Below are 23,415 nucleotides of genomic sequence, written 5' to 3' on the forward strand. Positions count from 1 at the left end.
CGGCGGGAACGCACTTTGATTTCACCCCGGATTTCGCCGAATCGGACGGCATCCCGGTCACGACGGGGAGGAATTCCTAGTGCCCGCCCGGTCTCATCTGAAAAGCGCGCCAACGTGGGTCGTTTCGCGACGCGGGGCGCTGTATCCGGGGGCGGCGCGTTACAATACGGCCCATGTCAGAACCTCGCTTCGTCCACCTCCGTCTCCATTCCGAATACTCGATCGCCGATGGCATCGTGCGGCTCGACGACGTCGTCAAGGCCGCCGCCAAGGATGGTCAGGGCGCGCTCGCGCTGACCGACCTCGCGAACATGTTCGGCGCCATCCGTTTCTACAAGGAAGCCCGCGGCAAGGGCGTCAAGCCGATCATTGGCTGCGATGCCTGGATCACGAATCCGGTCGACCGCGACAAGCCGTCGCGGCTGTTGCTGCTCGCACGCGACAGGGAGGGCTACCTGAACCTGTGCCAGTTGCTCTCCAAGGCGTGGCTCGGCAATCAGTGGCGCGGGCGGGCGGAGATCGAATCGTCGTGGCTCCAGGCCGACGGCCTGGCGCGCGGTCTGCTGGCACTCTCCGGGGCCCAGATGGGCGATGTCGGCGCGGCGCTGGCGGCCGGCAACCCCGAGCAGGCGCTGCAGTGCGCGCAGCACTGGGCGAGTGTTTTTCCCGGTGCGTTCTACATCGAGTTGCAGCGCACCGGTCAGGCGGGCATGGAGATGTACGTGCAGCAGGCGGTGCAACTGGCGGCGAAAGCGGGCTTGCCGGTCGTTGCCACGCATCCGATTCAGTTCATGACGTCGGACGACTTCACCGCGCACGAGGCGCGCGTGTGTATTTCGGAAGGCGAGATGCTGGGCAACGCGCGCCGTGTGCGGCGGTTCACTCAGGATCAGAGTTTCCGCACGCAGGACGACATGATCGCCGCGTTTGAAGACGTGCCCTCCGCGGTGGCGAATACTGTCGAGATTGCCAAGCGCTGCAACCTGACGCTCGAGCTCGGCAAGCCGAAGCTGCCGCTGTTTCCCACGCCGGACGGTATGTCACTCGACGACTATCTGGTGCATCTGTCCAAGGAAGGGCTGGAGACGCGTCTCGCCCAACTGTTCCCCGACGAGGCCGAGCGCGACGCGCAGCGTCCCGCGTATTACACGCGGCTCGACTTCGAGACCGGCACGATCATCAAGATGGGCTTCCCCGGCTACTTCCTGATCGTGGCGGACTTTATCCAGTGGGCGAAGAACAACGGTGTGCCGGTCGGGCCGGGTCGCGGGTCGGGGGCGGGTTCGCTCGTGGCCTATGCGCTGGGCATCACCGATCTCGACCCGCTCAAGTACAACCTGCTGTTCGAGCGCTTCCTGAATCCGGAACGCGTCTCGATGCCCGACTTCGACATCGACTTCTGTCAGGACGGGCGCGATCGCGTCATTCAGTATGTGAAGGACAAATACGGCGCCGACGCCGTCTCGCAGATCGCGACCTTCGGCTCGATGGCCGCGAAGGCGGCGGTGCGCGACGTCGGCCGCGTGCTCGATCTGGGCTACAACTTCGTCGACGGTATTTCCAAGCTGATTCCGTTCAAGCCGGGCAAGCACGTCACCATCGACGACGCGCTCAAAGAAGAGCCGCAACTTGCCGAGCGCTTCCAGACCGAGGACGAAGTCAAGCAGTTGATCGAACTGGCGCAACGCGTCGAAGGCCTCACGCGTAACGTCGGCATGCACGCGGGCGGCGTGCTGATCGCACCGGGCAAGCTGACGGATTTCTGTCCCCTGTACACGCAGGGCAGCGGCGAAGATGCCAGCGGCGTGGTGAGCCAATACGACAAGGACGACGTGGAAGCCGTCGGCCTGGTGAAGTTCGACTTTTTGGGTCTGACTACGCTCACGATCCTGAATTGGGCCGAGCGCTACATCAAGCGACTGCACCCGGAGATGACGGACTGGTCGCTCGACCAGGTCTCGCTCACAGACCCGGCCGCCTTCAGCATCCTCAAGAAAGCCAACACGGTAGCGGTGTTCCAGCTGGAAAGCCGCGGCATGCAGGGCATGTTGAAGGACGCCCAGCCGGACCGGTTCGAGGACATTATCGCGCTGGTGGCGTTGTATCGTCCGGGCCCGATGGACCTGATCCCGAGCTTCTGCGCCCGTAAGCACGGTCGCGAGAAGGTCGAGTACCCGGACCCGCGCGTCGAGCCGGTGCTCCAGGAGACCTACGGCATCATGGTCTACCAGGAGCAGGTGATGCAGATGGCGCAGATCATCGGCGGCTACTCGCTCGGTGGCGCCGATTTGTTGCGTCGCGCGATGGGCAAGAAGAAGGCCGAGGAGATGGCCCAGCACCGCGAGATTTTCGCGCAGGGTGCCGCGGCGAACGGCCTGACACGCGAAAAGTCGGACGAGATCTTCGACTTGATGGAGAAATTCGCGGGCTATGGTTTCAACAAGTCGCACGCCGCGGCGTACGCGCTGCTGGCCTATTACACCGCGTGGCTGAAAGCACACCATCCCGCCGAATTCATGGCCGCCAATATGAGCTTGGCCATGGACGACACGGACAAGGTCAAGATTCTCTACGAAGACTGCCTGACCAGTGCCAATGGCCTGGGCGTGCTGCCGCCGGATGTGAACGTCTCCGCCTATCGATTCGAGCCGGCCGACGCGAAAACTGTGCGTTACGGCCTGGGCGCGATCAAGGGGAGTGGTCAGTCGGCCATTGAAGAAATTCTGCGGGCGCGCGAAGGGAAGCCGTTCACCGACCTGTTTGACTTCTGCGCACGCATCGATCGTCGTGTGGTGAACCGTCGCACGATCGAAGCGCTCATTCGTGCCGGTGCCTTCGACAGCATTCATGCCAATCGTGCGCAGTTGATGGCGTCGGTGCCGTTGGCGATGGAAGCCGCCGAGCAGGCGAGTGCGGCGGCCAACCAGGTCAGCCTGTTCGATCTGGGTGACGAAAGCCTGCAGGCGCCGCTCGAGCTGGCCGACGAGCCGGCCTGGACCGACAAGCGCAAGTTGCAGGAAGAGAAGCAGGCGCTCGGCTTCTACCTGTCGGGCCACATGTTCGACTCCTACGCCGAGGAAGTGCGGCGCTTCGTCCGTACCCGCATTCGAGACCTGACGGAGGGCCGCGACAGGCTGGTCGCCGGCGTGATTGCCAGCATGCGCACCATGATGACCCAGCGCGGCAAGATGCTGATCGTACAGCTCGACGACGGCACGGCAACGCTCGAAGTCACGATCTTCAATGAGCAGTTCGAGGCGAACAAGCACCTCTTCAAGGAAGATGAGCTGCTCATCGTGCAGGGCAACGCACGCCCGGACAGCTTCACCGGCGGCCTGCGCTTCACCGTGGAGAGCCTGATGGATCTCGGCCGTGCGCGGGCGCGTTTTGCGCGTGCGCTCAAGTTGTCGTTCAACGGCAATGCCGACTGGACGCGTCTGCGCGCCACGCTGCAACCGCACTGCACGATGTACCGCGTCGCGGCAATGGCCGGCGCGGGCGGTGGTTCCCGAGCGGGCGGCGGCGGCTTCAACGGCGGCGGAGGCGGAGGCGGCGGTAGTGGCGGTGGCCGGGGCGGTGCCTTCGGACGTCGCAACGACGACGATAACGACAAGCAGAACGGCTTGCCAGTGCACATTGTGTATCGACGTCCTGATGCCGAATGCGAGTCGCGACTGGGTGACGACTGGAAGGTCCAGCCGGGCGACGAATTGCTCGGCGAGCTTCGCCAGTGGCTCACGACCGATTCGGTGCAAATCATCTATTGAGGCAGACGGGGCGGTGCGGCATTGCATGACGCCGCGCGATGCCGTGCGTCTTTCGATTCAACAAGGAATTCCGGATGTTCTCCATCATCGTTCCGACGTGGAACAATCTCGCCTTGCTGCAACTTTGCGTGCGCAGCATTCGCGAGAATTCGAGCCATCCGCATCAGATCATCGTCCACATCAACGACGGCTCCGACGGCTCGCTCGACTGGGTGCGGGCCGAGGGGATCGAGCATACGGCGTCGCCGGACAACATCGGTATCTGCTACGCAGTGAATCAGGCGGCGGCGCTTGCCCGTGAAAAGTACATCGTCTACCTGAATGACGACATGTATTGCTGCCCGGGCTGGGATCGTGCGCTGATCGAGCGTGCCGAAGCCATGCCCGACAAGGCCTTCATGCTCTCGGGCACCATGATAGAGCCGGTCGACACCGGCAATCCGTGCGTGCTCGTGCAGGACTTCGGCCGCGACGTCGACACGTTCGACGAGGCGGGGCTGCTCGCCGCCGTCCCGACCTACCGCAAGCCGGACTGGTTCGGCGCCACCTGGCCACCTACGCTCGTGCACCGCGATTGGTGGTTTCTCGTCGGCGGTTACAGCACCGAGCTTAGCCCTGGCATGAGCAGCGACAATGACTTCTCGATGAAAATGTGGGCAGCGGGAGCACGCCACTTCGTTGGCGTTGGCGCGAGCCTTGTGTACCACTTTCAGTGCAAAAGTACGGGCAAGGTAGTGAAGAACGACGGTCGCACGCAGTTCCTGCGCAAGTGGGGCATGACACAGTCCATTTTCGATCGCTACTACCTGCGTCGTGGCAAGCCGGTGCCGGCAGGTAACGACGGGCGGCTACCCGAGCCGGTCGATGACGGCAAGCTGCGCTGGGAATTGTTCCGCTCACGCGTGAAGCGGGCGCTCGCCAAGTAACGCGGAAGTCGGAGGAAACAAAACGGACGCCATCGGCGTCCGTTTTGCTTTCGAGGTGCGCACTTAGCCGATCGTGATTTGCGATAGGCCTGTGAGGGGGCGTCAGGCGTCTGCGCGCCGCAGCAGCGCGTACTTCAGAAACGCGCTGCGGGCATTCATCCGCGCAATCGCGGCGCCGGTGGCGCCGTCGAGAAATCCTCTGCGCAGCAAATACGTGCGCACGAACGCCCATCCGCCATTGATCCAAGGTTTCAGCGGCGAGACGCGTTTGCCGCGCAACGCCATCTCCGTCGCGCCCGCGCGCGCATACCGCTGAACCTTGTCTTCGATCTGGCGAACCTCGGTATAGCTGTAATGCAGCAGGTGATGCGCAAGGGTGCCGATCTCGCCGTCGACGATCACCCGCTCGTGCACGAGATTGTCGGAGAAGCGACCGGCTTCGCGCCGAAACAGTCGCAACACGTAGTCCGGGTACCAGCCGCAATGCCGCACCCAGTGTCCGAGGAACTGCGACAGGCGAGGCATGCGAAAGCCCGTGTAGCCACCGCGGTCACTGCTGGCAATCGCCGCCGCAATCTCGGCCGCCAGTTCTGGCGTAACGCGTTCATCGGCATCGAGCGATAGCACCCAGGGTTGTGTCGCAAGCGACAGCGCGCGATTTTTCTGCGGGCCGAAGCCGGGCCAGTCGTTGGTGACGTGCACCTCCGCGCCTGCGGCGCGAGCGATGTCCGTCGTGTCGTCCGTGCTCGCGTTATCGAGCACGACGATCTGCGACGCCAACGACTGCACCGACGCGATGCAATCGGCAATGTTGTGACGCTCGTTGCGCGTGAGAATCGTTACCGTGAGCGGCAGACGCGGCAAACATTCGAGAGAGGCGGCAGGCGATGAAGCTTCAATCATGACAACTCACGAAATGGCGACGTCCAATTTCCGGACCCGCGCGGTGATCAAGCGTTGGCAACGTCGTTGAGCAACTCGACAAGCGCTTCACCGTAGCGTTCGATCTTGGCTTCGCCGAGTCCGGTGATGTCGGCCAACCCCTCGCGATGGCGGGGGCGACGCTGGGCGAGTTCGCGCAGTGTCCGGTCGTGCAGGATAACGTAGGCGGGCACTTGTTGCGTCTTGGCGATCTCCTGCCGCCAGACCCGCAGCTTTTCGAACAGTTGCTGATCGGCGGCATCCAGCTCGATCGCCTGCGATGACGCATACCCGGCAAAACGACTTTTCTTCCCAACGGTGGCCCGCTGGCGCCGCAACGACAGTGTCGTTTCCCCCTTGAGCACTGGGCGTGCCGCCGCGTTGAGCGTCAGCGCGCCGTATTGGCTGCTGTCGGGCTCGATGATGCCATGCGCGATCAACTGCCGGAACACCGCGCGCCAGCCTTGATCGTCGAGTTCACCGCCAACGCCGAACGTCGGCAGGGCTTCGTGCCCGAACTGACGAATCTTGTCGGTGCTGCGCCCGCGCAGCAGATCGACCAGATGCCCGGCGCCAAAGCGCTGGCCCGTACGCAGTATGGCCGAGAGGGCCTTCTGGGCGGCGATGGTCCCGTCGAAGACTTCGGGCGGACTCAGGCAGACGTCGCAGTTGCCGCACGGCGCGCTCGACTCGCCAAAATACGACAGCAGCACGGTGCGGCGGCAGCGCGGCGCTTCGCAATAGCCGAGCAGGGCGTCAAGTTTCTGGCGTTCGATGCGCTTTTGCTGGTCGGGAGCGTTCGACTCGTCAATGCGGCTGCGATGCACCACGACGTCGTTCAGCCCATACGTCATCCAGGCTTCGGCGGGTTCGCCGTCGCGCCCCGCGCGTCCCGTCTCCTGGTAGTAGGCTTCGAGGCTCTTGGGCAAATCGAGGTGGGCGACGAAACGCACGTCGGGCTTGTCGATGCCCATGCCGAAGGCGACCGTGGCCGACATCACCAGCCCTTCCTCGCGCAGGAAGCGCTGTTGGTGCGTGCGGCGCACGTCCGCGTCCAGCCCGGCGTGATAGGGCAGGGCCGGAATGCCCTGCGTCTCGAGCCAGGCGGCGGTTTCTTCCACCTTCTTGCGTGACAGGCAATAGACGATGCCCGCCTCGCCCCGATGCCGCCCCAGAAAGGCGAGCAACTGCTTGCGGGGATTGTCGCGATCGACGATCTCGTAGCGAATGTTCGGCCGGTCGAAGCTCGAGACGAACAACCGCGCCTCGGTCAGGCCAAGCCGCGTCTGGATGTCCTCGCGCGTCGCGGCGTCCGCCGTGGCGGTCAGCGCGATGCGCGGTACGCGCGGATAACGTTCGTGAAGTGCCGAGAGCTGAATGTACTCGGGACGGAAGTCGTGTCCCCATTGCGAGACGCAATGCGCCTCGTCGATCGCGAAAAGCGCCAGTTGACCGCGCGCGTCGAGGCGGTCGAGCAGATCGAGAAAACGATCGGTCAGCAAGCGCTCGGGCGCCACGTAGAGCAGATCGAGTTCGCCACGTGCGGCGCGGCGCTCGGTATCGAGCGCTTCCTCGAAGCCGAGACTGGAGTTCAGATAGGCTGCCCGTACCCCGGCTTGCAGCAGCGCATCGACCTGGTCCTGCATGAGCGCGATGAGCGGCGAGACGACGATGCCGACGCCGGGGCGCAGCAACGCGGGGATCTGATAGCACAGGGACTTGCCGCCGCCGGTCGGCATCAGCACAAGCGCGTCGCCCCCGTCGGCCACGTGGTCGACGATAGCGGCCTGATCGCCACGGAATGCGTTATAGCCGAATACGGTACGGAGGACTTCGAGTGCGCTTGCCATGGGCGGGAGTATACCGGTTCCCCCTGCGCTGCGGCGCGCATCGGCCCCCGAGGGCGGCCATTGTGGCGAATTTTGCGGTGATGTCCGAGTCAGGCTCGGACGTGTCCCGGCAAGACCGGCCGGTACGATAGAATAGCGGTTTTTCCGCCGTCCCCCACCTACATGAGCGCACCGCATAAGCCCGTCGGACCGATTCTTCGGCGTCTGCTGGGCTATCTTCAGCCGTATTGGCACATGGGCCTGCTGGCCGTTCTCGCCATGGCGCTCGTGGCCGCGACCGAAGCGGCGATTCCGGCTGTCCTCAAGCCGGTGCTCGACAAGGGATTCTCGGGCCAGGATCCATGGAATCTGTGGTACGTACCCGCCGCCGTGATCGGGCTGGCCGTCATCCGGGGCGTGGCGCAATATTCGGCCAACTACATGCTCTCGTGGGTGTCCAACCGCGTGCTGCTCGACCTGCGCGTGCGCATGTTCGACCGCCTGTTGCATGCGCCGGCCGTTTTCTATCAACGGGAGACGACGAGCACGCTCATCAATGCGCTCGTCTATGAAGTCAACCAGGTGCTCGGCGTACTGACCACGGTGCTCATCACGCTCGTGCGCGATTCGCTCACTGTCGTCGGCCTGCTGGGCTACCTGTTCTATCTGAACTGGCGCCTTACGCTCGTCGTGGCGGTGATTCTGCCGTTCATCGGCTGGCTCGTCGGCAAGATCAACCGGCGCTTGCGTCGTTTGAACCGCGAGCAGCAAACGCTGACCAATGCACTGTCGTACGTGGTCGAAGAAGCCGTGGGCGGCTACAAGGTGGTGAAGATCCACAACGGCGAAGCGTACGAAAAGTCGCGCTTCGACAAGATGACGAGCACGCTGCGCGGCTATGCCATGCGCGTGACCGTCTCGGGCGGTCTGGCGCAGCCGGTGACGCAGGCCCTCGCCTCGCTGGCACTGGCCATCGTCATTACGGTGGCGATGATCGAGTCGTCGTCGGGCGAGATGACCGTGGGCGGCTTCACCGCCTTTGTCACGGCACTGCTGCTCGTCGTCTCCCCGCTCAAGCATCTGATGGATGTCAATCAGCCGCTGCAGCGCGGCGTGACGGCCGCGGAGCTGATTTTCGAAGTCATGGACGTCGAAGTCGAGCCGACCGGCGGCGAGCGCACGCTCGAGCGCGCCAAGGGGCGCGTGACGTTCGATCAGGTGAGCTTCCACTATGGTGCCAGCGAGCGTCCGACGCTCGATCGGATTTCGCTCGACGTGGCGCCCGGTGAGATGGTGGCGCTGGTGGGGCCCTCCGGCAGCGGCAAGACCACGCTGGTCAATCTGGTGCCGCGCTTTTACGATCCGACTGGTGGCCGGATTCTGCTCGACGACATTGCGCTGACGGACCTGCGCCTGGCCGATCTGCGTAGTCAAATTGCATTCGTGAGCCAGGACGTCGTGCTGTTCAACGACACCATCGCCGCGAACGTGGCCTACGGCCAGGAGATCGACGCCGAGCGCGTGCAGGCGGCGCTGCGGGCGGCCAATCTGGCCGATGCGGTCGCGGCCATGCCCGAAGGCGTCGAAACGCTCGTGGGCGACAACGGCATGCGCCTGTCGGGCGGTCAGCGTCAACGTCTGGCCATCGCACGCGCGATTTACAAGGATGCCCCGATCCTGATCCTGGACGAAGCAACGTCCGCACTGGATTCGGAGTCCGAGCGTCACGTGCAGGCCGCGCTGGAAGTCCTGATGGAAGGGCGTACCACGCTGGTGATCGCGCACCGCCTCTCGACCATTGAGCGCGCCGACCGGATCGTCGTGCTCGAACACGGCCGCATCGTGGAGCAGGGCTCGCACCAGGCGCTGGTGGCGCATAATGGCCTGTACGCGCATCTGCACCGTATTCAGTACGCACAGCAGCAGGACGCCTGACGTCGCCGTCGCGTCGCGAACGTCATTGCTTATCCGCCCGACTTGGAGAAGATCACGATGAGTCAGCCGCCGATCAGCCGTTTCCCTGTGCCCGACCTTGCCGCGTTGCCGGCCGATATTCGGGCACGTATCGACGACGTGCAGGAAAAGGCAGGATTCATCCCGAACGTGTTCCTCACGCTGGCGCATCGCCCCGCCGAATTCCGCGCGTTTTTCGCGTATCACGATGCGCTGATGGTCAAAGAGGGCAACCTGAGCAAGGGCGAGCGCGAGATGATCGTGGTCGCCACGAGCGCGGTGAATCAGTGTCTGTATTGCGTCGTAGCACACGGAGCACTGGTGCGCATCTATGAAAAGCACCCGCTGCTCGCCGATCAGGTGGCTGTCAACTATCTGAAGGCGGACCTGAGCGCGCGTCAGCGGGCGATTCTCGACTATGCGATGAAGGTGTGCGAGCGCTCCCACGAAGTCGGCGATGACGATTACGCGGCGCTGCGCCAACACGGTCTCGACGACGAGGACATCTGGGACATCGCCGCGATCACGGCGTTTTTCGGTATGTCCAACCGCATCGCCAATGCCATCTCGATGCGGCCCAACGACGAATTCTTTTTGATGGGACGCGTGCCGCGCAAGTAAGGCCGCCCTCGCCCTCTTTTATTTTCAGCCCATGATCTTTGTGACTGGCGGTGCCGGGTTTATCGGCGCAAATTTCGTTCTTGACTGGCTCGTGCAGCATGACGAGCCTGTGTTGACCATCGATAAGCTGACTTACGCGGGCAACCTCGCCAATCTTGCCAGTCTCGAGCATGACCGGCGGCATCGCTTTGCCCAAGTCGATATCTGCGACCGCGACGCCCTCGATCGGCTGTACGCCGCGCATCGCCCGCGCGTGGTGCTGCACTTCGCGGCGGAGAGCCACGTTGACCGTTCCATCCATGGCCCGGGCGACTTCGTGCAGACGAACATCGTCGGCACGTTCACGATGCTCGAAGCCGCGCGTGCCTATTGGGGCGCGCTAGAAGGCGAGGCGCGCGAGGCCTTCCGCTTCCTGCACGTCTCGACGGACGAGGTCTATGGCTCGCTGAGCCAGAGCGATCCGGCATTCACCGAGACCACGCCGTACGCGCCCAACAGCCCATACTCGGCGTCCAAGGCCGGTTCCGACCATCTGGTGCGTGCCTATCACCACACGTATGGCCTGCCGGTGCTCACGACCAACTGCTCAAACAACTACGGTCCGTACCAATTTCCCGAAAAGCTGATCCCGCTGGTGATTGCCAATGCGCTGGCCGGTAAGCCGTTGCCGATCTATGGCGACGGCAGCAACGTGCGCGACTGGCTGTATGTCGGCGACCATTGCTCTGCCATCCGCGAGGTGCTGGCCAGAGGTGTCACCGGTGAGGTCTACAACGTGGGTGGCTGGAATGAGCAGAACAACCTGTCTGTCGTGAAGCACTTGTGCGCACTGCTCGACGAACTGTCGCCGCGCACCGACGGTAAGTCGTATGGCGATCAGATCACGTTCGTCACCGACCGCCCGGGCCACGACCGGCGCTACGCCATCGACGCGCGCAAACTCGAACGCGAACTGGGTTGGCGCCCGGCCGAGACGTTCGAGACCGGCATGCGCAAGACGGTGCAGTGGTACCTCGCCAACGGGGAGTGGGTGCGCCAAGTGCAGTCGGGCGAATACCAGCGCTGGATCGAAACGCACTATCAGAAGAACGACTGAGGCACGCATGAGTATCAAGCGCAAGGGCATCATTCTCGCCGGTGGCTCCGGCACGCGACTGTATCCGGCGACGCTGGCCGTCTCCAAACAGTTGCTTCCGGTCTACGACAAGCCGATGATCTACTATCCGCTGAGCACGCTGATGCTGGCGGGGATTCGCGACGTGCTGATCATTTCCACACCGCAGGACACGCCGCGCTTCGAGCAACTGCTTGGTGACGGTCGTCAGTGGGGCCTGAACCTGCAATACGCGGTACAGCCGTCGCCGGACGGTCTGGCGCAGGCATTCCTGATTGGCGCGGACTTCATCGGTCGCGACCCATGCGCGCTGGTGCTTGGCGACAACCTGTTCTACGGACACGATTTCGCGGCACTGCTTTCGGCAGCGAATACCCAGACCGATGGCGCCTCCGTGTTCGCGTACCGCGTGAACGATCCCGAGCGATACGGCGTGGTGACGTTCGATGAAAACGGCAAAGCCATCGACCTCGTCGAGAAACCCAAGGAGCCGAAGTCGCGCTACGCCGTGACCGGTTTGTACTTCTGCGACAACGACGTCATCGAGATTGCTCGCTCGATCAAGCCATCGGCGCGTGGTGAGCTGGAAATCACCGACGTCAACAACGAATACCTGCGTCGCGGCAAGCTCAACGTCCAGATCATGGGGCGGGGTTATGCATGGCTGGATACCGGCACGCATGAATCGATGCTCGAGGCGAGCACGTTTATCCAGACGATCGAAAGCCGTCAGGGACTGAAGGTCGCGTGCCCCGAAGAGATCGCATACCGGCGCGGCTGGATCGATGCCGCCGCCATCGAGGCACTCGCGCAACCGCTCGCCAAGACCGGTTACGGCCAATACTTGCTCTCGATGTTGCGCGAGCGGTTGTTCTGAGTCTGGCGCACGGCTCACTTTCGATTCTTAAAGGTATCTCGCTATGCAAGTGACTCCCACCGCCATTCCTGCCGTTCGCGTGATCGAACCGAAGGTCTTTGGCGACGCTCGCGGCCATTTCTTCGAGAGCTTCAACCAGCGCGGCTTCGACAACGCGCTCGGCGAGACGCTCACATTCGTGCAGGACAACCAGTCGCGCTCGGCCCGCGGCGTACTGCGCGGCTTGCACTACCAGGTCAAGCAACCGCAGGGCAAGCTCGTGCGTGTGCTGCACGGCGAAATCTACGACGTGGCGATCGATATTCGTGAAGGCTCGCCGACGTTCGGCAAGTGGGTCGCGGAAGTGCTGAGCGCTGAAAACAAGAAGCAGCTATGGATCCCGGCAGGCTTCGCCCACGGTTTCGTGGTGATGTCGGAGACGGCCGAAGTGCTGTACAAGACGACGGATTACTGGGCACCACAGTTCGAGCGCTGCATTCGCTGGGACGACCCGACGCTTGCGATTCCCTGGCCGCTCGACGGCATCACGCCGATCGTCTCGGACAAGGATCGGCAGGGCATGCTGTTCTCGGAGTACCGGCAGGAAGACTGATGTTCCCCTACGGAACACCGTTTCGTAGGGGTACCCTCGGCCGCTGCGGCCCGGTCGTCAATCGACGGCGGGACCAGCGGCCGTGGCTTTTTCAGGCGGCGCCGCGCGGGTGGCGACGTCGGTCTCGCCCGGTGCGCCAGACGTGTCGCCTGTCACGCGCAGTACCCTCACGGCGCGCAGACCAAAGCGCGCGGTGAGTGCATCGGCCACGCTCTGCGATGACGGTTCGATGCCGTCGTCGATGGGCACGCCATTCGCGCCCTCCGTGCCCGAACTTGCCGGTTCACGTAGTCCTTCGACGATCACGTCGGCTTCCAGCCCGTTATTCAGATAGTGCAGTTTCACGTCGTGCAGCGCCAGCGCATTGGCGCGGCACAGTGTCTCTGCCGCGCCGACCACGACCGAGCGTGCAGGCCATTGCTGCAACGCGGTGCCCTTGGTGTCGCTCTCCGGATCGACGTGTACGAGCACATCGAGAATCTGCGGCTCCAGCATGACCGTCGCGCGCGCCTGTTCCGCGATGTAGTGTCCCTCGGAGACCGACAGCCGCGCATCGACGAGGATGTGCACATCGACGACGATTTCGTCGCCCATGCGCCGTGTGCGCAACATGTCGATGGTGCGCACGCCGGGCGTCGCGAGCAGCCGCTCCCGAATGGTGACGGTCGTCGCATCGTCCACGCCGCGATCGATGAGGTCCTGCAACGCGTTCCAGCCGAACTTCCACCCGGTGCGTCCGATCATCAGTCCCACGAGGGCGGCGGCGAGCGGGTCGAGAATGCGATAACCCGCAAGGTTGCCCAGAATGCCGAACGCCACGACGAGCGACGACAGCGCGTCGGAGCGCGCGTGCCACGCATTGGCCACGAGCATCGCCGAGCGCACGCGCTGCGCGGCGCGCAGCATGTAGCGAAAGAGGCCTTCCTTGCTGACCAGCACCAGGACCGCAACGACCAGCGCGATCATGTGCACTTCCGGAATGTCTTCCGGGTGCAGCAACCGCTCGATGCCGCGCCACAGCATTCCGGCCCCCACGACGAACAGAATGACGCCGAGAAACAACGACGCCGCGTTTTCGTAGCGGCTGTGACCGTAGGGGTGGTCGGCGTCCGGCGCGCGGGCGCTGCCCCGTGCGGCGGCCAGCACGACGAAGTCCGAGACGATGTCCGAGAGTGAGTGAATGCCATCGGCAATCAACGCCTGCGAACGGGCAAAGATGCCGATGACGATCTGCGCCGTCGTGAGCACGATATTGACCCAGATGCTGACCCAGGTCGTATGGCGCGCGACGGCGTGTTTGTCGAGCGCCTCGCTCGATGCCGCCAGGTTGTCGTAGTTCGAGTAGGGCATTACGTCGGAGCGTGCGTGCGTTGAGTGTGGGGTTACATCAGAATGATGTCGTACTGTTCCTGATGGAACGACGACTCCACTTGCAGCGAGATCGGCTTGCCGATGAAGTCGATCAGCATCGCGAGATGCTGAGACTCCTCTTCGAGGAACAGGTCGACGACTTCCTGCGAGGCGATCAGGCGGAATTCGCGCGGATTGAACTGGCGCGATTCGCGCAGAATCTCACGCAGAATGTCGTAGCACAGCGTGCGCGGCGTCTTGACCTGTCCCTTGCCCTGACAGACGGCACACGGCTCGCACAGCACATGGGCGAGCGATTCACGTGTGCGCTTGCGGGTCATTTCGACGAGTCCGAGCTGGGAGAAGCCGTTCACGGTAATGCGCGTCCGGTCGCGGGCGAGCGCCTTCTTCAGTTCGGCGAGCACCGAATCGCGATGCTCGGTGTTCTCCATGTCGATGAAGTCGATGATGATGATCCCGCCCAGATTGCGCAGCCGCAACTGGCGCGCGATCATCAATGCCGCTTCGAGATTCGTTTTGAAGATCGTGTCGTCGAAGTTGCGTGCGCCGACGTAGCCGCCGGTGTTCACGTCGATGGTCGTCATCGCCTCGGTCTGATCGATCATCAGATACCCGCCGGACTTCAGATCGACGCGACGCGACAACGCCCGCTCGATTTCCGTCTCGACGTTGTACAGGTCGAACAGCGGCCTCTCGCCGGTGTAATGCGTGAGCTTGCCGAGTACCGCAGGCGTATAAGTGGTCGCGAATTCGGCCAGCTTCTGAAACGTCTCGCGCGAGTCGACCAGGATCTTGCCCGTCTCCTCGTGCACGAAATCGCGCAGCACGCGCTGGGCAAGGTTCAGATCCTGATACAGCAGGGCAGGCGCAGGCACGCGCGTGCTCTGCTCGCCGATGGTTTGCCAGGACTTGCGCAGATAGGCGATGTCGTTCGCCAGTTCGGCGTCGGCCGCGTCTTCCGCGATGGTGCGCACGATGAAGCCGCCTTTCTCGTCGGCCGGTACGAGTGCCTGGATCTTGCTGCGCAGCGCCTCGCGCTCCGCTTCGCTCTCGATACGCTGCGAAATGCCGATGTGCGGCTCCTGCGGCAGGTAGACGAGCGTGCGCCCGGCAATGCTGATCTGCGTCGACAGGCGCGCGCCCTTGGTGCCGATCGGATCCTTGATGACCTGCACCATCAGCGTCTGCCCCTCGAACACTGTTTTCTCGATAGGCGGCTGCGGATGCGGCGTTGAGGTGTCGTTGTTCGTGCGCGGATGCCAGATATCGGCCACGTGCAGGAACGCTGCTCGCTCCAGCCCGATATCGATGAACGCCGATTGCATGCCTGGCAGCACGCGCACGACCTTGCCCAGATAGATGTTGCCCACCAGGCCGCGCGAGAGCGTGCGCTCGATGTGCAACTCCTGCACGGCACCGAGCTGCATGAGTGCCACACGGGTTTCCTGCGGCGTGATGTTGACCAGAATGTCTTCGTTCATAGAGTGTCGACCCGACTCAATAGGGCGTGGCAAATTCGGTAAGCGTCAGAAGTCGACGCCGGCCTGACGCAACAGCGCGGCGGTCTCGCACAGCGGTAGCCCCATGATGCCGGAGTAGCTGCCATCGATGCGCAGCACGAATTCGGCGGCCTTGCCCTGAATGCCGTATGCCCCGGCTTTGCCTCTCGGCTCGCCCGAGGCGACGTAACGCTCGATCTCCTCACGGCGCATCGGCCGGAACCAGACGTGCGAGATGTTTACTGCTTGATGGATCTGGCCGTCGGCGCAGACGGCGACGGCGGTCAGCACGCGATGGCGTGTGCCCGACAGTCGGGCGAGTACGGCACAGGCGTCGGCGTCGTCGAAAGGCTTGCCGAGGATGGTGCCGTCCAGGCATACCGTCGTGTCGGCGGCCAGAATGGGGGCGCCAGGCAGGCCTGCGCGGGCCAGACGCGTGAGCGCCGCTTCGGCCTTGGCACGCGTGACGCGCTGCACGTAGTCGTCGGGTGGCTCTCCCGGCAGCACGGCTTCGAGTGCTTCGGCGTCCTCGTGGGCGCCCGGCAGCAGCAGCTCGAAACGAACGCCGAGCTGTTGCAGCAGTTCCTGGCGGCGGGGACTTTGCGACGCGAGATAGATGTACGGCATGGCGGCTTGGCTTGAATTCGTCCAGCCCGGCACACGGTTTCGCAACGATTGGCAAGCGCGTGCACCGGGCCGCGGGATGGGCTGGGCGAGGGGGAACGTCCTATTATGCCGCCTTGCGCTCACGCCCGCCAGCGCGTGCGGGGGGGCAGACGGCGATGTCGACGGGAAAACGGGCGGATTGCCGCGGATTGCGCGGGGCAAGCGTTCAAGCGCCGGCGAGGAAGTCGGCGCCGATCAGGTCGATGCGGTCGGTGCAGATGGCATCGACGCCCCACGCCGCCAGTTCACGTGCACGGGCCGGATCGTTGACCGTGTAGACCAGCATTTGCAGGCCGGCCGCCTTGACCTGCGCGACCTGCGGGCCGTCGAGCGGCTGATGGCTCGCGTGCAGCGAGACGGTGCCGAGCTGGCGGGCGTCCTCGCGCCAACGCGCCGGAATGGCCTCGTACAGCATGCCGCGCGGCAGGTCGGGGACAGCGGCCGCCGCGGCTTCGAGCGCCTCGTACGAGAACGACGAGAGCAGCGGCGGCTGGGCCTGTCCGGCCCACAGCGCCTGCACGGCCTGGGCGACCTGCTTGCCCGTTTCCGCCTCGCGGCCCGGGCACGGTTTGATTTCGACGTTCGCCGCCAGCCCCAGCGCAATACAGCGCTCGGCCACCTGGGCGAGGGTCGGCATTGCCTGACCCGCGAAGCGCGCGTCAAACCAACTGCCGGCATCGAGCTTCGCAATGTCGGCGTAGGTCATTTGCGCGGCAGCGCCGTGGCCGTTGCTGGTGCGATCGACCGTGTCGTCGTGCAGCAGGAAGACGGTGTTATCCGCCGAGAGCTTGGCATCGAACTCGACCATGCGCAGGCCGAGCGACGCGCCCATCTCGAACGCGGCCAACGTGTTTTCCGGGGCCAGCTTGCCGCCGCCGCGGTGCGCGACGATGCGGGGATAGGGCCAGGTGGGCCACAAACGCGTCGGTGTCGAGGGGGCGGTCATGCTTCGACTCGCTTGCCGGTCGACGGATCGAACAGGTGCAACGCCCTGGCCGAGATGGCCAGCGGCACCACGGTGCCTGCCGCGGGCCGCATCTCATGCGGCAGACGCACCGTGACGGGCTGCTCGCCCCAGCGGCCATGCGCCAGATTGTCGGCACCGAGCAGCTCGAGCTGATCGACGAGGATGTTGGTCTGCGCGGCGAAGGCACCCAGGCCGTTGTGCTGCTCGGCGGGCACCAGATGTTCGGGGCGCACGCCGAGCACGAGTTCACGGTTGGCATACGCCATGCTCGTGGGCGGCAAACGCAGGGCCGGCCCGCCACCGTCGACCTCGAACGTACGGCCTTCCGAGTCTACGCGGCCCTTCAGCAGGTTCATGGCGGGCGAGCCCATGAAGCTCGCCACGAACAGCGACGCGGGGCGCTCGTACACGTCCGTCGGGGTGCCGATCTGCTCGGCGTAGCCCTTGTTCATGACGATTACGCGATCCGCCAGCGTCATCGCCTCGATCTGATCGTGTGTGACATACAGGCTGGTGGTCTTGAGGCGCGCGTGCAGTCGCTGGATTTCCAGACGCATCTGCACACGCAGCTTGGCATCGAGGTTCGAGAGCGGTTCGTCGAACAGGAATACCGCAGGCTCACGCACGATCGCGCGGCCCATGGCCACGCGCTGGCGCTGACCGCCCGAGAGTTCGCGCGGCTTGCGTGCGAGCAGGGGTTCCAGTTCCAGAATGCGTGCGGCGGCGAGTACGCGCTCGTCGATGATCTTCTTGTCGATGCCGCGGATCTTCAAGCCGTACGACATGTTCTGGCGCACATCCATGTGCGGATAGAGCGCGTAGTTCTGGAACACCATCGCGATATTGCGATCCTTCGGCTCCAGTTCATTGACGACTTGCGAGCCGATCAGGATGCTGCCTTCGCTGACCGATTCGAGGCCGGCAACCATGCGCAGCAGCGTCGACTTGCCGCAGCCCGAGGGGCCGACGATGACCACGAATTCGCCGTCTTCGATGTCGATGTCGACACCGTGCAGGACATAGTTCTTCCGGTCGTAGGTTTTCTTGACACGATGGAGTTTGAGATTTGCCATGATTACTTTTCCGAATCGACCAGACCGCGCACGAACCAACGCTGCATGAGCAAGACCACCGCGAGGGGCGGCAACATGGCGAGCAGCGTGGCGCTCATGACGAGTTGCCATTGGGTGGCGGTGTCGCCGCTGCCGATCATGCTCTTGATGCCGACCACGGCCGTCGTCATCGACGGGGCATTGGTCACCAGAATCGGCCACAGGTACTGATTCCAGCCGTAGATGAAGGTGATGACGAACAGCGCCGCGATGTTCGTCTTCGAGAGCGGCAACACCACGTCGACGAAGAAGCGCATCGGGCCGGCGCCGTCGATGCGCGCGGCTTCGACGAGCTCGTCGGGCAGCGTCATGAAGAACTGCCGGAACAGGAACGTGGCCGTGGCCGACGCGATAAGCGGCAGCGTCATCCCCGTGTAGGTGTTGATGAGGCCGAGGGTCGAGATCACCTGCACCGTCGGGAAGATCCGCACTTCGACCGGCAGCATCAGCGTGACGAAGATCAGCCAGAAGAACAGATTGCGCAACGGGAAACGGAAATACACGATGGCGAAGGCCGACAGGATCGACACCGAGATCTTGCCGATGGTGATGACCAGCGCCATGAACAGGCTGTTGCCGAGCATTAGCCCAAACGGCATGGCGGAATCGCCCGTGCCCTGATTCCACACGGTGGCAAGGTTCTGGAGCAGGTGCGTGCTCGGGATGAGCGACAACGGAACGTTGAAGATTTCGCGCTCGTTCATGGTGGCGGCGACGAACGCCACATAGAGCGGGAAGACGACCAACAGCACGCCGATGACCAGCATGACGTGGCAGAAGATATCCAGGCCGCGACGATTCTCGATCATGCGTATTGCACCTTGCGTTCAATGAAACGGAACTGCACGACCGTGAGCACGATGACGATGACCATCAGCACCACCGACTGGGCAGCCGAGCTGCCGAGGTCGAGCCCCTTGAATCCTTCCGAGTAGATCTTGTAGATCAGCGTCATGGTCGACTGGCCCGGCCCGCCGCCGGTCGCGGCATCGATCACCGGGAACGTGTCGAAGAACGAGTACACGAGGTTGACCACGAGCAGGAAGAACGTCGTCGGCGAAATCAGCGGCAGCACCAGCCCGAAGAAGCGCCGGATCGGCCCGGCGCCGTCGATGGCTGCCGCTTCCACGAGCGAGCGCGGAATCGCCTGCAAACCCGCGTAGAAGAACAGGAAGTTGTAGCTGATCTGTTTCCAGATCGAGGCGAGTACGACGAGGAACATCGCCTGGCCGCCATTGAGCGCGTGATTCCACTCGATGCCGAGCTTCGCCAGGCCGTAGGTGACAAGCCCGATACTCGGATTGAACAGGAAGGCCCACAGGACGGCCGCAATGGCCGGTGCCACCGCGTAGGGCCAGATGAGTAGCGTCTGGTAGGTGCGCTTGCCCCGCGTGACCCGGTCGGCCATGGCCGCGAGCAGCAACGAGATGACCAGTCCGCAAACCGTCACCAACCCGCTGAAGATCATCGTGGTGCGAAACGACGCGAGGTAGAGCGGGTCGCGCCATAGCGAAACAAAGTTGTCCAGGCCGACAAACTCACTCGACAGCCCGAAGGCATCCTGCGCCGATGTCGATTGCCACAGGGCCTCGCCCGCGGGCCACAGGAAGAACACGACGGTGATGATGAGCTGCGGGGCGACGAGCGCGTAGGGCAGCCAGCCGGTTCCGAAGCGAGGGCGTTCTCTGGAGTTATGCGCCATAACGTAATGAGCAGAAAAAACCAACCCGGCCCGTGTTGTCGACGGGCCGGGTGGTCATGGTAACGTTGCGACGGTAACGCCGCAATGCACGCCGCGAACGCCATTCATTGGCCAATTCACCGGCTTCGCGTGCGCGATCGGGCGGATTGAGGACGGCTTAGCCGCCCTGTTTCTGGAAGCGACGGAGCAGCTCGTCGCCACGGGCGACGGCCTTGTCCAGAGCGGCTTTGGGCGTTTGCTTGCCGCTCCACACGCCTTCGAGTTCCTCGTCGACCACCGTGCGAATCTGCGGCATGTTGCCCAGGCGCAGACCCCGCGTGAACGGCAGAGGCGGCTTGTTGAGCATCTGCTTGATGGCCACGTCGGCGCCGGGGTTCTTCGCGTAGAAGCCTTGCTTCTCGGTCAGTTCATAGGCGGCCTTCGTCACCGGCAGGTAACCGGTATCCTGGTGCCACTTCGCCGCCACCGCGGGCGACGCGAGGTAGTTCAGGAACTTGGCCACACCCTTGTACTCGGCGGACGATTTGCCAGCGAGCACCCACAGGCTCGCGCCACCAATCATGGCGTTCTGCGGTGCACCCTTCACGTCGGCATCGTACGGCATCATGCCCACGCCATAGCTGAACTTGGCGTACTTGGCGATGTTGGCGAGGGCGCCCGATGAGGTGATGGCAATGCCGCAGTCGCCGCTGTAGAACTTCGAGGTCACTTCATCCTTGCGGCCCACATACGTGAACGTGCCTTCCTTGGCCATGTCGGCCAGGAACTGGATGTGCTTGATCTGCTGCGGGCCGTTGAAGTTCAGCTTGGCATCAAGACCGTCGAAGCCGTTGTTCTTCGTGGCGAACGGCAGGGCATGCCAGGCGCTGTAGTTTTCGAGTTGCGTCCAGCCCTGCCAGCCGGTGCTGAAGCCGCACGACAGGCCGGCGGCCTTGAGCTTCTCGGCGTCGGTCTTCACGTCGGCCCAGGTCTTCGGCGGGGTATTCGGATCGAGGCCCGCCTTCTTGAAGGCGTCCTTGTTGTAATACAGCACCGGCGTCGAGCTGTTGAACGGCATCGACACGAGATGGTTGGTCTTGCTGTCGGCGTAGTAGCTCGCCACGGTCGGCACGAACGCCGCTTCGTTGAACGGCTCACCGGCGTCCTTCATGACTTGCCACACCGGCTTGACCGCCTTCTTGGCTTGCATCATCGTGGCCGTACCCACTTCGTACACCTGAAGAATGGCGGGCGCGTTACCGGCGCGGAACGCGGCGATACCGGCGGCCAGTCCCTGCTCGTAGTTGCCCTTGTAGATCGGGACAATCTTGTAGTCGCTTTGCGACGCGTTGAAATCGTTGGCGATCTGATTGACGCGATCGCCGAGGGCCGATTCCATCGAGTGCCAGAACTGAATCTCGGTTGCGGCCAGGGCCGACGTGCTCATGCCGAACGCCATTGCAGCGCCAACGCCGGCCAAAACGATACTTCGCAGGGACGGTTGCTTCATGCCAATCTCCGGTGGTTCACGAGAAGTCTAGTTGTTGTTCGCGGTGCGAACCTTGCAGCGCGGGCTAGACTACCACGTCATTGTGTTTTTTCCACCCGCAGCGCACAACGCGTGTTGCATGGCGGCGTCAAAGGGGAATTGACAATCGTCGGGGTGTGCCGGGAAGTAGGGCGAGAGCGCGCTATTGGACATGCAGCGCAACGTGGCGTTGCACTGCACAAGACGAATTGACTTATTTCCGACTTATTTCTGACGTCGTGTGCCGTCAGACGCGGTGATAAGGATGATTGGCATTGATGCTCCACGCGCGGTAGAGCTGCTCGGCGAGCAACACCCGCACCATGCCGTGGGGCATCGTCAGACTGGAGAGCCGGATGAGGGTGTCGGCGCGAGATTTGAGGGCCGGGTCGAGGCCGTCTGCGCCGCCGATCACGAACGCCACGTCGCGTCCGTCTTGCTGCCAGCCGGTGAGCGATTGGGCCAGACGCATCGTCGTGAGGTCCTGTCCGCGTTCGTCCAGGCACACGAGGCGGCAGCCACGCGGCAGGGCCGCGTCGATACGCTGCGCTTCGGCCGCCATCACCGTCTCGGCCGTGCGGGAGTTGGAGCGTTGCTCCGGTTTGATTTCCCTGAGTTCGATACGCAGCTCGGGCGGCATGCGCTTGGCGTACTCGGCGAAAGCGGTCTCGATCCAGCCGGGCATCTTGTGCCCGACCGCGAGAATGAACAGACGCATGACGGCTGACTCCCGCGCAGCGCCGGCTTACTTTGCCTTGCGGCGTGCGGGGGCCGGCGCGTCGACGGAGTCGTCCTCGTCGTCTTCGTGATCTTCCGCGCTGGCCTTGGCGCCGGCCTTGGTACCGGCCGCTTTCAGGCGCACGGGCTTCTCGCCCCAGATCTCTTCGAGGTTGTAGTACTGGCGCAGGGCCGGCTGCATGATGTGCACGATGACGTCGCCCGTGTCGACCAGCACCCATTCGCCGACGTCTTCGCCTTCCATGCTGACGATGTCGCCGCCGGCGGCCTTGACCTTGTCGCGCACGCTCGCGGCGAGCGCCTTGGTCTGGCGATTGGACGTGCCGCTCGCGATGATCACGCGCTCGAACAGGGCGGTGAGGTGCTCGGTGTTGAACACCTTGATGTCCTGGGCCTTGACGTCTTCGAGGGCGTCGACGATCAGGCGCTGAAGTTTACGAATATCCATAGTGCGTCTTTTTGGTGAAACAGGGAGCGCCGAGGCGGCGACCGGGTAAGGGCCAAGGGCCGTCAGGCGCGATACAGGTGTTGCGCGCGGATGTAATGCCACACGGATTCGGGCAGATTCGCCGGGGGCGTGGCCGCGTCTCGCGCGTGCGCCAGCGTAGCGCGCAACTCGGTGGCGGAGATGTCGACAGCCAGTGAGTTGTCGATCAGTATGCCGCCGCATGGCGTGGATTGTACCCCGAGCGCGGACTTTTCCCGTTCGGCGAAGACCTGGCGCAGTTCTGATGAGGCGGTGGCCCAGCGGAAACCGGGTCGCGCGGCCGCGCAGACGTGCGCGTAGTCGAATAGCTCGCGCCAGGCGTGCCAGGTATCCAGGCGCACCAGTTGGTCGGAGCCGATAAGCAGTGAGAGTGAGACCCGCGGGCCCAGGTCACGGCGCATATCGCGCAGCGTATCGACGGTGTAGCTCGGCCCGGCGCGCTCGATCTCCCGCGTGCTGACCCGCAACCGAGTGGACGGTCGCGTGAGCGCCAGCTCGGCCGCGAGTTGCTCGGCGGCGAGGCGCGTCATGGCCAGCCGATGTTCGGCCGCGGTGCTGCCTTGCTTCTGCGGCTGCTGGCCGGCCGGCATCAGGATCAGTTCGTCGAGGGCGAGTGTGCGGGCGAACAGCGCGCCGAGTGCGAGGTGCCCGGTGTGAATCGGATCGAACGTGCCGCCGAGCACGCCGATGCGCCGGATCGAACCGGCGGGCGACGGATGCGTGGCGTGGGGGGCGGCAGGGGAGGAGACGGTCATTCGCGGCCGGC

20 protein-coding genes are annotated in these 23,415 nt (G+C 63.8%); 7 read left to right on the plus strand and 13 right to left on the minus strand.

Annotated features, from left to right (window positions below):
- The first annotated feature begins 164 nt into the window (after positions 1-164).
- A complete protein-coding gene (gene dnaE, locus PCE31107_RS07555) occupies positions 165-3,767 on the plus strand; it encodes a DNA polymerase III subunit alpha (protein ID WP_150607471.1) in 3,603 nt (1,200 codons plus the stop codon).
- A 74-nt stretch (positions 3,768-3,841) separates the two neighbouring features.
- Entirely contained in the window at positions 3,842-4,693 is an 852-nt protein-coding gene (locus PCE31107_RS07560) for a glycosyltransferase family 2 protein (RefSeq protein WP_130026795.1), read from the plus strand.
- A 102-nt stretch (positions 4,694-4,795) separates the two neighbouring features.
- Here the strand turns inward: PCE31107_RS07560 and PCE31107_RS07565 are convergent, their stop codons facing one another.
- Together PCE31107_RS07565 and recQ are read right to left on the minus strand one after the other, a co-directional pair.
- A complete protein-coding gene (locus PCE31107_RS07565) occupies positions 4,796-5,596 on the minus strand; it encodes a glycosyltransferase family 2 protein (protein WP_425494713.1) in 801 nt (266 codons plus the stop codon).
- Positions 5,597-5,643: 47 nt separating this feature from the next.
- The gene (recQ, locus tag PCE31107_RS07570) at positions 5,644-7,464 is read right to left on the minus strand and encodes a DNA helicase RecQ (protein WP_150607473.1); all 1,821 of its coding nucleotides are present in this window, start codon (positions 7,462-7,464) and stop codon (positions 5,644-5,646) included.
- Positions 7,465-7,626: 162 nt separating this feature from the next.
- Between recQ and msbA the strand changes: the two genes are divergently transcribed.
- The 5 genes from msbA to rfbC are packed head-to-tail and all read left to right on the plus strand — an operon-like array spanning position 7,627 to position 12,600.
- A complete protein-coding gene (gene msbA / locus PCE31107_RS07575) occupies positions 7,627-9,378 on the plus strand; it encodes a lipid A export permease/ATP-binding protein MsbA (RefSeq protein ID WP_130026794.1) in 1,752 nt (583 codons plus the stop codon).
- Positions 9,379-9,435: 57 nt separating this feature from the next.
- Positions 9,436-10,017 carry a peroxidase-related enzyme gene (locus tag PCE31107_RS07580; protein ID WP_174966576.1) on the plus strand — a complete coding sequence of 194 codons (582 nt, stop codon included), beginning with the start codon at positions 9,436-9,438 and terminating at the stop codon, positions 10,015-10,017.
- Positions 10,018-10,048: 31 nt separating this feature from the next.
- Positions 10,049-11,113 carry a dTDP-glucose 4,6-dehydratase gene (rfbB, locus tag PCE31107_RS07585; RefSeq protein WP_150607475.1) on the plus strand — a complete coding sequence of 355 codons (1,065 nt, stop codon included), beginning with the start codon at positions 10,049-10,051 and terminating at the stop codon, positions 11,111-11,113.
- 7 nt (positions 11,114-11,120) lie between these two features.
- The gene (rfbA, locus tag PCE31107_RS07590; RefSeq protein ID WP_150607477.1) at positions 11,121-12,008 is read left to right on the plus strand and encodes a glucose-1-phosphate thymidylyltransferase RfbA; all 888 of its coding nucleotides are present in this window, start codon (positions 11,121-11,123) and stop codon (positions 12,006-12,008) included.
- A gap of 43 nt (positions 12,009-12,051) precedes the next feature.
- Positions 12,052-12,600: a dTDP-4-dehydrorhamnose 3,5-epimerase gene (gene rfbC, locus PCE31107_RS07595; RefSeq protein ID WP_150607479.1), complete on the plus strand. Its 549-nt coding sequence runs from the start codon at positions 12,052-12,054 to the stop codon at positions 12,598-12,600.
- 57 nt (positions 12,601-12,657) lie between these two features.
- Here rfbC and PCE31107_RS07600 read toward each other — a convergent pair whose 3' ends face one another.
- The 11 genes from PCE31107_RS07600 to PCE31107_RS07650 all read right to left on the minus strand — a co-directional run bounded on the left by PCE31107_RS07600 (position 12,658) and on the right by PCE31107_RS07650 (position 23,404).
- Positions 12,658-13,950: a cation diffusion facilitator family transporter gene (locus PCE31107_RS07600; RefSeq protein WP_130026789.1), complete on the minus strand. Its 1,293-nt coding sequence runs from the start codon at positions 13,948-13,950 to the stop codon at positions 12,658-12,660.
- Positions 13,951-13,982: 32 nt separating this feature from the next.
- Entirely contained in the window at positions 13,983-15,452 is a 1,470-nt protein-coding gene (gene rng / locus PCE31107_RS07605; RefSeq protein WP_017232858.1) for a ribonuclease G, read from the minus strand.
- 45 nt (positions 15,453-15,497) lie between these two features.
- Positions 15,498-16,097 (minus strand): Maf family protein, encoded by a 600-nt coding sequence (locus PCE31107_RS07610; RefSeq protein WP_017232859.1) that lies wholly within the window; start codon positions 16,095-16,097, stop codon positions 15,498-15,500.
- A gap of 205 nt (positions 16,098-16,302) precedes the next feature.
- Entirely contained in the window at positions 16,303-17,082 is a 780-nt protein-coding gene (gene ugpQ, locus PCE31107_RS07615) for a glycerophosphodiester phosphodiesterase (protein WP_150607481.1), read from the minus strand.
- Positions 17,079-18,176, minus strand: coding sequence for a sn-glycerol-3-phosphate import ATP-binding protein UgpC (locus tag PCE31107_RS07620; protein WP_130026787.1), 1,098 nt, complete (start codon positions 18,174-18,176; stop codon positions 17,079-17,081). The genes ugpQ and PCE31107_RS07620 overlap by 4 nt, the downstream gene beginning before the upstream one ends.
- Positions 18,177-18,178: 2 nt before the next feature.
- The gene (gene ugpE / locus PCE31107_RS07625; protein WP_017232862.1) at positions 18,179-19,024 is read right to left on the minus strand and encodes a sn-glycerol-3-phosphate ABC transporter permease UgpE; all 846 of its coding nucleotides are present in this window, start codon (positions 19,022-19,024) and stop codon (positions 18,179-18,181) included.
- The gene (gene ugpA, locus PCE31107_RS07630) at positions 19,021-19,917 is read right to left on the minus strand and encodes a sn-glycerol-3-phosphate ABC transporter permease UgpA (protein WP_130026786.1); all 897 of its coding nucleotides are present in this window, start codon (positions 19,915-19,917) and stop codon (positions 19,021-19,023) included. Before ugpA ends, ugpE begins: the two co-directional genes overlap by 4 nt.
- A 157-nt stretch (positions 19,918-20,074) precedes the next feature.
- Positions 20,075-21,406, minus strand: coding sequence for a sn-glycerol-3-phosphate ABC transporter substrate-binding protein UgpB (ugpB, locus tag PCE31107_RS07635; protein ID WP_150607483.1), 1,332 nt, complete (start codon positions 21,404-21,406; stop codon positions 20,075-20,077).
- A 265-nt stretch (positions 21,407-21,671) separates the two neighbouring features.
- The gene (gene rlmH / locus PCE31107_RS07640; protein WP_150607485.1) at positions 21,672-22,142 is read right to left on the minus strand and encodes a 23S rRNA (pseudouridine(1915)-N(3))-methyltransferase RlmH; all 471 of its coding nucleotides are present in this window, start codon (positions 22,140-22,142) and stop codon (positions 21,672-21,674) included.
- 27 nt (positions 22,143-22,169) lie between these two features.
- Positions 22,170-22,610, minus strand: coding sequence for a ribosome silencing factor (gene rsfS, locus PCE31107_RS07645; protein WP_130026783.1), 441 nt, complete (start codon positions 22,608-22,610; stop codon positions 22,170-22,172).
- Positions 22,611-22,672: 62 nt separating this feature from the next.
- The gene (locus PCE31107_RS07650) at positions 22,673-23,404 is read right to left on the minus strand and encodes a nicotinate-nucleotide adenylyltransferase (protein WP_150607487.1); all 732 of its coding nucleotides are present in this window, start codon (positions 23,402-23,404) and stop codon (positions 22,673-22,675) included.
- Between the last annotated feature and the right edge of the window lie 11 nt (positions 23,405-23,415).

The organism is Pandoraea cepalis, from assembly GCF_902459625.1.
Lineage (GTDB): Bacteria > Pseudomonadota > Gammaproteobacteria > Burkholderiales > Burkholderiaceae > Pandoraea > Pandoraea cepalis.

Excerpts from the sequence above, each read along its gene's own strand:
- PCE31107_RS07560 (WP_130026795.1), top strand. The coding sequence starts at position 3,842 with ATGTTCTCCATCATCGTTCCGACGTGGAACAATCTCGCCTTGCTGCAA.
- PCE31107_RS07565 (WP_425494713.1), bottom strand. The coding sequence starts at position 5,596 with ATGATTGAAGCTTCATCGCCTGCCGCCTCTCTCGAATGTTTGCCGCGT.
- recQ (WP_150607473.1), bottom strand. The coding sequence starts at position 7,464 with ATGGCAAGCGCACTCGAAGTCCTCCGTACCGTATTCGGCTATAACGCA.
- msbA (WP_130026794.1), top strand. The coding sequence starts at position 7,627 with ATGAGCGCACCGCATAAGCCCGTCGGACCGATTCTTCGGCGTCTGCTG.
- PCE31107_RS07580 (WP_174966576.1), top strand. The coding sequence starts at position 9,436 with ATGAGTCAGCCGCCGATCAGCCGTTTCCCTGTGCCCGACCTTGCCGCG.
- rfbB (WP_150607475.1), top strand. The coding sequence starts at position 10,049 with ATGATCTTTGTGACTGGCGGTGCCGGGTTTATCGGCGCAAATTTCGTT.
- rfbA (WP_150607477.1), top strand. The coding sequence starts at position 11,121 with ATGAGTATCAAGCGCAAGGGCATCATTCTCGCCGGTGGCTCCGGCACG.
- rfbC (WP_150607479.1), top strand. The coding sequence starts at position 12,052 with ATGCAAGTGACTCCCACCGCCATTCCTGCCGTTCGCGTGATCGAACCG.
- PCE31107_RS07600 (WP_130026789.1), bottom strand. The coding sequence starts at position 13,950 with ATGCCCTACTCGAACTACGACAACCTGGCGGCATCGAGCGAGGCGCTC.
- rng (WP_017232858.1), bottom strand. The coding sequence starts at position 15,452 with ATGAACGAAGACATTCTGGTCAACATCACGCCGCAGGAAACCCGTGTG.
- PCE31107_RS07610 (WP_017232859.1), bottom strand. The coding sequence starts at position 16,097 with ATGCCGTACATCTATCTCGCGTCGCAAAGTCCCCGCCGCCAGGAACTG.
- ugpQ (WP_150607481.1), bottom strand. The coding sequence starts at position 17,082 with ATGACCGCCCCCTCGACACCGACGCGTTTGTGGCCCACCTGGCCCTAT.
- PCE31107_RS07620 (WP_130026787.1), bottom strand. The coding sequence starts at position 18,176 with ATGGCAAATCTCAAACTCCATCGTGTCAAGAAAACCTACGACCGGAAG.
- ugpE (WP_017232862.1), bottom strand. The coding sequence starts at position 19,024 with ATGATCGAGAATCGTCGCGGCCTGGATATCTTCTGCCACGTCATGCTG.
- ugpA (WP_130026786.1), bottom strand. The coding sequence starts at position 19,917 with ATGGCGCATAACTCCAGAGAACGCCCTCGCTTCGGAACCGGCTGGCTG.
- ugpB (WP_150607483.1), bottom strand. The coding sequence starts at position 21,406 with ATGAAGCAACCGTCCCTGCGAAGTATCGTTTTGGCCGGCGTTGGCGCT.
- rlmH (WP_150607485.1), bottom strand. The coding sequence starts at position 22,142 with ATGCGTCTGTTCATTCTCGCGGTCGGGCACAAGATGCCCGGCTGGATC.
- rsfS (WP_130026783.1), bottom strand. The coding sequence starts at position 22,610 with ATGGATATTCGTAAACTTCAGCGCCTGATCGTCGACGCCCTCGAAGAC.
- PCE31107_RS07650 (WP_150607487.1), bottom strand. The coding sequence starts at position 23,404 with ATGACCGTCTCCTCCCCTGCCGCCCCCCACGCCACGCATCCGTCGCCC.